The 10,435-nt window shown below is 44.3% G+C and carries 10 protein-coding genes; all 10 read left to right on the plus strand.

Annotated elements, in window-relative coordinates; translation table 11 throughout:
- The first annotated feature begins 7 nt into the window (after window positions 1-7).
- Complete coding sequence (gene prfB, locus ACZ5GB_RS08550) at window positions 8-1,120, plus strand: peptide chain release factor 2 (protein ID WP_464326801.1); 1,113 nt, start codon at window positions 8-10, stop codon at window positions 1,118-1,120.
- Window positions 1,087-2,166 carry a 4Fe-4S dicluster domain-containing protein gene (locus tag ACZ5GB_RS08555; protein WP_464326802.1) on the plus strand — a complete coding sequence of 360 codons (1,080 nt, stop codon included), beginning with the start codon at window positions 1,087-1,089 and terminating at the stop codon, window positions 2,164-2,166. Before prfB ends, ACZ5GB_RS08555 begins: the two co-directional genes overlap by 34 nt.
- Complete coding sequence (locus tag ACZ5GB_RS08560) at window positions 2,159-2,953, plus strand: FAD/NAD(P)-binding protein (RefSeq protein WP_464327830.1); 795 nt, start codon at window positions 2,159-2,161, stop codon at window positions 2,951-2,953. Before ACZ5GB_RS08555 ends, ACZ5GB_RS08560 begins: the two co-directional genes overlap by 8 nt.
- Window positions 2,950-3,693 (plus strand): NADH-quinone oxidoreductase subunit B family protein, encoded by a 744-nt coding sequence (locus tag ACZ5GB_RS08565; protein WP_464326803.1) that lies wholly within the window; start codon window positions 2,950-2,952, stop codon window positions 3,691-3,693. The genes ACZ5GB_RS08560 and ACZ5GB_RS08565 overlap by 4 nt, the downstream gene beginning before the upstream one ends.
- A complete protein-coding gene (locus ACZ5GB_RS08570) occupies window positions 3,690-4,961 on the plus strand; it encodes a Ni/Fe hydrogenase subunit alpha (protein WP_464326804.1) in 1,272 nt (423 codons plus the stop codon). Before ACZ5GB_RS08565 ends, ACZ5GB_RS08570 begins: the two co-directional genes overlap by 4 nt.
- Window positions 4,962-5,325: 364 nt before the next feature.
- On the plus strand, window positions 5,326-6,687 hold the full coding sequence (locus tag ACZ5GB_RS08575) for a YchF/TatD family DNA exonuclease (RefSeq protein ID WP_464326805.1): 1,362 nt from the start codon (window positions 5,326-5,328) through the stop codon (window positions 6,685-6,687).
- A gap of 80 nt (window positions 6,688-6,767) precedes the next feature.
- Window positions 6,768-7,193 (plus strand): hypothetical protein, encoded by a 426-nt coding sequence (locus tag ACZ5GB_RS08580; RefSeq protein ID WP_464326806.1) that lies wholly within the window; start codon window positions 6,768-6,770, stop codon window positions 7,191-7,193.
- Window positions 7,184-7,582 (plus strand): phosphatase PAP2 family protein, encoded by a 399-nt coding sequence (locus tag ACZ5GB_RS08585; protein ID WP_464326807.1) that lies wholly within the window; start codon window positions 7,184-7,186, stop codon window positions 7,580-7,582. The genes ACZ5GB_RS08580 and ACZ5GB_RS08585 overlap by 10 nt, the downstream gene beginning before the upstream one ends.
- A gap of 71 nt (window positions 7,583-7,653) precedes the next feature.
- Window positions 7,654-9,138, plus strand: a complete 1,485-nt coding sequence (locus ACZ5GB_RS08590) for an IS200/IS605 family accessory protein TnpB-related protein (RefSeq protein WP_464326808.1) — start codon at window positions 7,654-7,656, stop codon at window positions 9,136-9,138.
- Complete coding sequence (locus ACZ5GB_RS08595) at window positions 9,116-10,435, plus strand: ArnT family glycosyltransferase (protein ID WP_464326809.1); 1,320 nt, start codon at window positions 9,116-9,118, stop codon at window positions 10,433-10,435. The genes ACZ5GB_RS08590 and ACZ5GB_RS08595 overlap by 23 nt, the downstream gene beginning before the upstream one ends.

The following is a 10,435-nucleotide window of genomic DNA, read 5'->3' on the forward strand; positions in this document are numbered from 1 at the left end:
AAATTCTATGCTGACGGAAGTTAGGGAAAAGTTAGAACATCTTAAAGAAAAGTTTGAAGATGTGAAAACTACCTTTAATGTGCAAGCGCTTAAGGAGGAGATAGAAAATATAGACAAGAGTATGGCTTCCGCAGATTTTTGGAATGACCAAGAAAAGGCAAAAAGCCTAACCCAAAGGAGGAGATGGCTGGAGGAGAATATAAAGGAATTGGAGGAGATAGAAAAGGGCCTTAAAGACATAGAGGACCTTATGGAGATAACCCCTGAAGAGGACCTTGAAACAATACAGATACTAATGGAAGAGTTAAACAGGCTTGAAAAGCCCATTAGGGACCTGGAGATAAAGGCTTTCCTTTCGGAGGAGATGGATTCAAAGAACGCCTACCTTACCATACAGGCAGGTGCGGGCGGTGTGGAGGCCTGCGATTGGGCAAGTATGCTTTTAAGGATGTACAAAAGGTGGGCGGAAAGGCATGGCTATGAGGTGGAGGTGGTGGATATTAACCCCGACGATGTGGCAGGCATAAGGAGCGCCACCCTTCTTATAAAGGGACCGTATGCTTACGGCTATCTAAAGGGAGAGCATGGAGTCCACAGGCTTGTAAGAATTTCACCCTTTGACGCCAACGCAAGAAGGCACACCTCTTTTGCCTCCGTTTCTGTCATGCCACAAATAGATGAGAGCATAAACATAGAGATAAGGGAAGAGGACATTGAGATGGAGACCTTTAGGGCCAGCGGTGCGGGAGGCCAGTATGTAAATAAAACAGACACGGCGGTAAGGATAAGGCACAAGCCAACGGGCATAGTGGTAACATGCCAGCAGGAGAGGTCCCAGCTACAGAACAGGCTAAAGGCCTTGGAACTTCTAAAGGCTAAGCTATACCAGCTTGAGCTTCAAAAGCTTGAAGAGAAGAAGAAGGCCCTTGAGGGAGAAAAGACAGACATAGGCTGGGGCTACCAGATAAGGTCCTATGTTTTTCAGCCCTACCAGCTTGTAAAGGACCTAAGGACTGGCCTGGAGATAGGCAATGTGTCAGCCGTGATGGATGGGGACATAGACCCATTTATAGAGGAATACTTGAGGTGGAAGGCAAAGGAAAAGGCAAAGGCTACATAATAGGTCTTGAGGGGCTAAGGGAGCTTTTTTATCTTCTTAGCGAAAGCTATAAGGTTATTGCTCCAACTTTGAGGGATGGCCTTGAAAGCCTTGCCTTGGGCTACAAAAATGTAGAAGGACCTGCCCTTTATGCTGTTGAGAAGGCTTCAAATGGCTACTTTACCTACACCCATCCTGCCAACTCTCCAAAAGCCTTTTTGCATCCACCGGAACTAAGGCTTATGAAGGTAAGAAGGTCCGATGGGGCTTTAAGCTTCGAGATGGAGAGGGTAGAAGAAAAGTACTGCTTTTTTGATGTGAGGGCCTGCGACCTTTCTGCCATAAAAACCCTTGACAGGGTCTTTCTTGAGAAAAACCAATACCCAGACCCTTACTACAAGAGCCTAAGAGAAAGGGCCTTCATAGTGGCGGTAAACTGCACCTATAGGGCTTCCACCTGCTTTTGCAACACAATGGGCGCTGGCCCAGAGGTAAAAGATGGCTTTGACCTCCTTATCACAGAGCTGGAAGATTCTTTCCTTTTGGAGGTGGGTTCAGAAAGGGGTGAGAAGATGGTTAGCCTTTTGGAGAAGAAGGAGAGGACAGAAGAGAGACACTTTGAAGAGAAGGAAAGAAAGTTAAAGGACCTGAAGGATTCTATAGAGGAGTTTTTTGATAGGGAAGGGCTGGCGCAAAGGCTTTATGGTAAGATGGATAGCTCCCATTGGGAACATATTGAGAAAAGATGTCTTGCTTGCACCTCCTGTACGCAAGTTTGTCCTACTTGCTTTTGCTTTGATATAGTGGAGAGAAACAGCTTAGAATCGGATTGTAGCGAGAGGATAAGGCTTTGGGACTCATGCTTTTCTCCCTCCTTTGCCACAGTCCACCGATTTAACCTCAGGCAGAGCATCCACTCCAGATATAGGCAGTGGCTTATGCATAAGTTTGCCTATTGGGTGGACCAGTTTGATAGCTTTGGCTGTGTAGGCTGTGGAAGGTGTATCACATGGTGTCCTGCGGGCATAGACATAAGACAGGAGGTAAAAAGGCTTGCCCATGGTTGAAAACCCTTACAGGCTAAAGGCCTCAAGGATAATAAGAGTGATAAAAGAATGTGAGGGTGTTTATAGCTTTCATATTGCCACAGAGGAGGAGGCACAATTTGGGCAGTATAACATGCTCTATGCCTTTGGAAGGGGCGAGGCACCCATAACCATAGCAAGCAAGGGAGAAGGCTATCTGGTCCATACGGTAAGGGCTGTGGGTGATGTGACAAGGTATATAGACAGCCTGAGGGAGGGAGACCTTCTCTATTGGAGAGGGCCCTATGGGAACAGGTGGAGCTTGGAGGAGGCCTATGGGAAAACACTCCTTATCCTCTCTGGTAGCCTTGGCCTTGCGGCAACCCGGTGGGTCTTTGAAGAGGCCATGAAAAGGCCCATAAAAAGGCTAATACACCTTTATGGTTCAAAGGACTACGACAGCCTTCTGTATAAGTATCTTTATGAAGAGTGGTCCTCAAAGGCAGACTTTAGGGCCATAATAGGCACCTCCCATCCACAATGGAAGGGAAAAACAGGGATTATAACAGACCTTTTGAGGGAATTGGATATTGAAAGGGATTCTTTAGTCTTTATATGCGGTCCAGACCCTATGGTAAAGGCCTGCGTAAGCCTTTTAAAAGAGAAGGGAATTGAGGAGAATAGAATTTACGCTTCCCTTGAGAGGCATATGAAGTGTTCTGTGGGTACATGCGGGCATTGTATGATAGGGCCTTACTTCGTCTGCAAGGATGGGCCCATATTTAGGTATGATTTGATAAAGGAATACTTTGAAAGGAAGGAGGTATGAGGGTAGGCGTCTTTAAGTTCTCCTCCTGCGATGGCTGTCAGCTTGCCTTCTTTGAACTGGAGGAGGAATTTTTAAAGCTTTCCGAAATTGTAAGCATAGAGTATTTCCTTGAGGCGCAGTCGGCAAACCGATGGGACTTTTTTGACCTCGCCTTTGTGGAGGGGTCCGTATCCACACCGGAGGAGGAAGAGAGGATAAGGAAGATAAGGGAAAGCTCTAGGTTTTTGATAGCCATTGGGGCCTGTGCCGTCTCTGGTGGCATCCAGTCGGCGAGGAACTTTGAAGACTTTTTAAGCCTTTATTCTTCCGTTTATTCTCAAAAGTATGATGTAAACCCTCAGTCAAGACCTCTGTCGGACTTTGTAAAGGTGGATTTAGAGATAAGGGGCTGTCCCATAAACAAGGAACACCTCAGGGAGGTCCTTATGGCCTTCCTTGAAAACAGGTCTGCAAACCTACCTTCTTATCCTTTGTGCCTTGAGTGCAAAAAGAAAGGAAATCCTTGCGTGATGGTGGCCTATCAAAGGCCATGCCTTGGGCCAATAACCATGGCTGGCTGTGGTGCCTTATGTCCTAGCTTTAGAAGGGGGTGCTATGGCTGTTATGGACCCATAGAAAACCCTAACCTTTTGGCCCTAAAGGAAGCCTATGAGAGGCTTGGAGTAGGAGAAGAGGATCTGAGGGAGCTTTTGAGGTTGTCTTTTAACGGCTTTAATAAAAACATAAGGAGCTGGCTATGAGGCTAAGGCTTTCTGCCCTTACCAGGGTAGAGGGTGAGGGTGCCCTTGAGGTATACCTTGAGGATGGGAAGCCAAAGGCCTTGAGGCTTTCCATATACGAGCCACCCAGGTTCATAGAGGGCATACTAAAGGGAAAACCCTACCATCTTATTCCGGATATTACTGCGCGCATATGTGGCATATGCCCAGTGGCCTATCAGATGAGCGGTGTTCAAGCCATAGAGGACGCCTTCGGCGTTGAAGTTCCAAAGGAAATAGAGAAAATAAGAAGGCTTATGTACTTTGGTGAATGGATACAGAGCCATGCCCTTCATGTTTTCTTTTTACACCTTCCGGACTTTTATGGTGTGCCTTCCTTGGTTGAGATGTCCAAGGTGGACAAAGAGATTGTGATGGCTGGTATGGAGATAAAGAGGGCTGGAAGCCTTATAATACAAAGCCTTGGTGGTAGGACTTCCCATCCTGTTTCTGTGGTGGCAGGAGGCTTTAGCCACCTTCCAGAGGACCTATCCCACCTTATTGAGCCTATAGGCCTTGCCTTAGAGAAGAGCCTTTGGGTGATGGAAAGGCTAAAAGGCATTAAATTTCCGGACTTTGAGTTAAAAGATATAGTCTTTGTCTCCCTCTGGGAGGAGGAATACCCCATACTCAAGGGTGATATATACCTTGAGGGTCAAAGGATAAGGCCATCTTCCTTTAAGGAGATTTTTGAAGAGTTTGAGGTGCCATATTCTAATGCCAAGCATGCTAAGCTAAGGGATGGCAGGGTCTATTTGGTTGGACCCCTTGCACGCTTTAACAACGCCTTTGAAAAGCTATCTTCGCTGGCAAAAGAGATGGCCTTAAAGCTTGGCCTTGTGCCACCATTGAAAAACCCCTACAAGAGCCTTCTTGTTAGGATGCTGGAGATCATCCATTCCCTTGAGAGGTCCCTTGATATTGTCAAAGGCTACAAAAGGCCAGAGAAAAGCCTTGTGGAGTTTAGGCCAAAGAGGTCTGAGGGCTTTGGAGTTTCTGAGGCACCAAGGGGTGTGCTATGGCACAGCTATGCCTTTGATGAGGAGGGAAGGATTTTAAAAGCTGACATAGTGCCGCCCACAGCCCAAAACCTTCCAGCTATGGAGCTTTCTCTGTGGGAACACATAAAGGGCCTTGAGGACATGAGGGAAGAGGACCTTCAAGATATAGCAGAGCCCATGATAAGGAACTTTGACCCATGCATATCCTGCGCTACGCACTTTTTGAGGGTAAGGGTGGTAAACAAATAACTTCAAAGGGGACGTGTTTTACATGCGCAGGGTGAGAGATTTATCTAGAATGGGGCATGCCACCATCAATTGTTTACTTAAAAATAGATGAGGTAAACAATGTAGTGGCACGCATTAGCGCACCCTAAAGAAAAAAATCTAAAATGTGGGAGTGAGTAAGAATTTTAATGAAGGACAGGTGTACCGTGCCCTTACAAAAATCAATTTCTCACACAACGTGTATTTTTGTCTCAAATAATTTTTGCGTGCGCAGGGTGAGAGATTAAAACGCAAACAAAGAACTTCTTAACTGGCGCTTGCTTCAAATATTTCTAAAAACAATAGGCCTTGAAAAAGCACGGCTTTTTTATATCTTTCTATTTCCATGATAGACACCCATTGCCACCTTGACCTTTTGAAGAAGGAAGATTTGGAAGAGACGCTAAAAGATGAGGGCTTAGAGTGCCTTATTACCGTAGGCTATGATAGGAAGACCATAAAGAATGCCATAAGGCTATCGGAAGAAAAGGACCATGTCTTTTGCGCCATAGGCTTCCATCCCCACGAGGCGGACAAGGTAAGGGAAGAGGATTTTGAATGGCTAAAGGAGCTGGCAACTAAGCATCCAAAGGTTAAGGCCCTTGGCGAGATGGGCCTTGATTTTTATAAGGAGTATTCAGACAGGAAAAGGCAGGAAGAGGTCTTTAGAAGACAGATAGCCATAGCAAGGGAGCTTGGCCTTCCCATTGTGGTCCACTCAAGGGATGCAGAAGAGGAAACTATCAGGATCTTGAGGGAAGAAAAGGCCTATGAAGTGGGTGGTGTGATGCATTGCTTTACAGGGTCCTATGAGTTTATGAAGGCGTGCGTGGACCTTGGCTTTTATATATCCTACTCTGGCATAATCACATACCCCAATGCCCAAGCCCTCAGGGAAGTGGTAAAAAAGACGCCTACCTATAGGCTTTTGATAGAGACGGACGCCCCCTTTTTGGCACCCCAGCCTGTGAGAGGAAAGCCCAACAAACCACCATACATAAGGTATACGGCAGAGGTTTTGGCCCAGCTAATACCCAACAGCTCCTTTGAAGATGTGGAGAGGATGACTTCAGAAAACGCCAAGCTTCTGTTTAACCTCATAAACGGAAAAAAGGAGACAATAACCTACGTAATAAACAACAAGCTTTATATAAACCTTACCAATAAGTGCAACCTTCACTGCGCCTTCTGTCAAAGGGAAAGGGAAAGGAACTTTATGGTAAAGGGCTACTGGGTTTGGGTCTCAAGGGACCCAAGCGTGGAAGAGGTAATAAGGGAGATAGGAGACCCAAAGAAATATGAGGAGATAGTCTTTTGTGGATATGGAGAGCCTACTTTAAGGTTTTCTGCCCTAAAAGAGATAGCCAAGTGGGTAAAGGAAAGGGGTGGAAGGGTAAGGGTGGATACTAACGGCCTTATGTTTACCTTCTTACCAAGGGAGAAGCTAAAAGAGCTAAAGGGATTAGTGGATGTTTGGTCTGTAAGCCTTAATGCGCCAGATAAGGAAACTTATGATAGGGTATGCAGGCCAGCACAGGTCAATGCCTTTGAAATGGTTATAGACTTTATAAAAGAGGCCCTTAAGGAAGGTTTTGAGGTTGTGGCCACAGCTGTGGATTATGATGGGGTGGATATGAAAAAAACAGAGGAGCTTGCCAGATCCCTTGGTGCCAAGTTCAGGGGAAGGGTCTATGAAGTGGTAGGTTAAAAAAAGCTTATAGCTTTTATAAGAAAAACTAATCAGTTTTACCAAAGGCCATCAAGTATAATAAACTGGGGGTAAATAACATGATTGACGCAGACATACTACTGCTTGCCATTGTAAATATGGCGGAGGGTGTAAAGAACCTTATAGGAGACAAGGGAGCAAAGGCTGTAATGCGCGATGCTGGAAAGCAAGCAGGGCCAAGACTTTTAGAGAGTCTAATAGGGCATTTTCCAGAAGTTTTGCAAAAGGAAGAAGCCCTAAGAAGGTCCTGCATCATACTTGAGGACCTTGGCTTTGCCAAATCAATAAGGATGGAAGGGGATAAGGTGATAGCGGAAGAGGACATATTTACCGATGCCATAGTGGGCAACGACCTTATGAACTCTCCTGTAATTTACTTCTTTGCAGGGCTAATAGAAGGCTTTGTCTCTTTTATGAGCGACCAAAAGGTGGTGCTTGTGCCAGAGGAGGTAAGCAGGGGTAAGATAGTCTATAAGTGGACATAGGAAATACTCCTTTTAACCATAGGCTTTTCTATCTTATGAACTATAACAGACGTACCTTTTTGGACCTCTTTTACAGATACTTTCATCTTTTTGGAAAAGGCTGGTTTGTCGCCTTTGTTGGTGCATTGTTTTTCATCTTTTTGGAAAAAGCCTTTCCAAAGTATCTTTTTGTAATGGTTTTACAAACTATTATCGTAAAAGCACTAAAGTATACCATAAGGGCAAAAAGGCCTCCTGCTGTCCTTCCAAAGGTTTATGCCTTAGAGGACCTACATCTAAAATCCTTCCCTTCTGGAGACTCTGCCATGGCCATGAGCATTGCCCTATGTCTTATAGAAGTCTCCCCACCTTGGCTAAGGCCTTTCTTCTTTTATACCCCCTTCTCATAGGCTATGGCAGGGTCTATAGAGGCTGTTCCAAAAATCCACTTAACCTACCGGTTATGTTAAAATACCAAAAGATGATAACCATAAGCGCTAAGCTTTTATTCTCAAACTATCAAGACAAGGAAAAGGTCCTAAACCTCATGAGAAGATGGTCTTCAGCCATGAGATATGCTTACAAAAGACTTCTGGAAGGCATGGATATAAACACTTTAAGAAAGTTAATTCAAAGTATGTTTGGACTTAACGCCAGATACTCACACTCAGCCATTGTTAAAGCACAAGCCTTTATGAAAGTAAGAAAAGAAAAAGGAGAAAGCTTAAAAAAGGTTATATTTGGTGGAAGAGATATTTTTAGAAAACTACAGAAAAGACACATAAATGGGAAAGATTATCAAAGGTTAAAAGTCCAATTCCAAGAGAGGAGAAAAGGCAATCTATACTCCATAGGAGAAGCAAATTGTAAAGGCAATCAAAACACAAGGATAGAGGTAAAGGAAAATGGGACATACTTGAGGATAACCACAGGAGAGAGGCAATATGTTTATGCCTTAATAAGTGCAGGGGATAGGATAGAGAAGATCAAAGAGATAGCCTTTTCTGGAAAGGCTTATTCTGTAGAACTAAAGCTAAGAGACGGCAATGTGTATGCTTACTTTACCGCAGAAGAGGAATATCCACAGATAGAGATTACAAAGGATTATGGAGTAATAGGCATAGACCTAAACGCCTATCCAAACCACATAGCTTGGGTAGAAACGGATGAGTGTGGAAACCTTACAAGCTATGGTGAGGTGCCTATGCCAGAGCTATCAAGTGGTAATAGCAACAAGAGAGACTACTACACATGGATATACGCACATAAGGTTATAAGCTTAGCCAAAGAGAAAGGAAAGGCTGTAGTGATAGAGAAGCTAAGGATAAAAAACAAAGGGAAAAGGGGAGATTATTCTGGAAGGCTATCAAGAAAGATAAGGCATAACTTTGCTTATAGGAAGCTTTTAGAAAGGATAAAGCTATTGGCAAAAAGGAACAGCATAGAGGTGATAGAAGTAAATCCAGCCTACACATCCATCATAGGCATGTTAAAGTATGCACCACAATATATGGTAAGCAAGGATATAGCAGGTGCCTATGTGATAGCAAGAAGAGGCTTAGGTCTAAAAGAAAAGGTGCCAAAGAATTATATGGAGCTTATAAAAAGGCTAAGCGTAGAGGAATTAAAGGAGCTAAAAGAATATGTAAAAGAGAAAGTAAAAAATGCCTATTTGAAGGTCAAGCATATGAAAGAAATAGAAGCATTAATAAAGTCTTTAAGCCTTGAGAGTGAGCCATGGAGGGTATCTGAGCCTCTGGAAGGAACAAGTTTTAATACCCTAAATCTCTGGCAAGTTCTCAAGGTAGTGGTGCTGACTGCACTCTCCCCTGAGAAGGTCCTAAGGGACCTCTCTGTCCTGAAAGATATTCTCTTTCGGGGCTTGTGGGGAGACCCGAGAAGGGCGCAAGTTCCCGCTTCAGGGGGCGGGGGCGGTGGTCTGTGTGAAAGCACGGGCTATTTTTGAAACACCCTGTAGGATGGTTTATAGGAGTGCTATGCTTTCTCGTGGCCTATTTGGTTTTTTAATCTTATCCTTCCTCTACTTCCTCCTTGGCAACTGGATATTGTCCTTTACTTCCCTTGATGAAGGGAGGAATATGAGCGCAGTCCAGCATATGTTAAAGAGTAAAGACTTTATCCTTCCCATGTATAACTGCCAGCCAAGGTTTGAAAAGCCTCCAATGCTATACTGGCTTGTTTCTATAAGTTCTTTTCTCTTCGGTTTAAATGAATTTTCTGCAAGGCTTGTTTCAGGCCTTTCGGCCATAGGCCTAACAGTCCTAACATACCTTTTGGCAAGAGACCTTTACTCAAAGGACATAGCTATAAAAGCCTCTTTGATACTTCTTACCTTTCCCCATCTTTGGATAGAGTCAAGGGCCGTAGTTCCAGAGATGCTAAATACCTTTTTCACCTTTGCTGGGCTTTACGCCTTTTTAAAGGAAAGGTTCCTTTTGGGCTGGCTTGCCTTGTCCATTGCCTTTCTTACAAAAGGTCCTGTAGGTGTGGTCCTATGCGTAGGTGTTTATCTCCTTTGGAAAAGGGATTTTAGATTTCTCAACCCAAAAGGCTTATTCCTTTTCTTTGTTTTTGGCTTCTCTTGGTATGCCCTCATGATAGCCCATCATGGCTACGAATACTTCTATAGGTTTTTCATATATGAGAACTTTATGAGATACACAGGGCAGAGGTCCACCCATCCTGCACCTTTTTATTATTACCTTATTGTCCTCGCCGTAGGCACCCTTTGGTACCTACCCCTATACCCAAGACTTTTGAAAGGCTTTAAAAGGGAGTGGACCCCTCTACTTCTTTGGTTTTCCTTTGTGCTTATCTTTTTTAGCCTTGCCAGCAACAAGCTACACCACTACATACTCTTTGCCTACCCACCCCTTGCCATCCTTCTGGCCCATGTGGCAAGCAAAAGCTATTTGAGACTCGCTGTTTCCCTCTCCCTACTTATGCTTATCTCTTTGTTGCCCCTTTTATACTTCTACCAGTCCAACAGGTTTACACCCAAGGCATACCCCATAGTCAAAGCCTATCAAGGGCCAGTTTATTTTTACAAGGCAGAAGACTCAGCCTTGGTTTATTACTCAGAAAGATGCATAGAAAGGCTTGAAGACCCCCTTCGGGCGAAAGGCCTAATCATAACAAAGGAAAGCCATCTAAAAGATTTATCGAGTTGCAAACTTCTTCTAAAGGGCAAGGAGTTTGACGGAGTTTATACCTTGCTTGAGTGTAATGGTGGCTTAAAATAA

It is taken from the genome of Hydrogenobacter subterraneus (genome assembly GCF_055390195.1).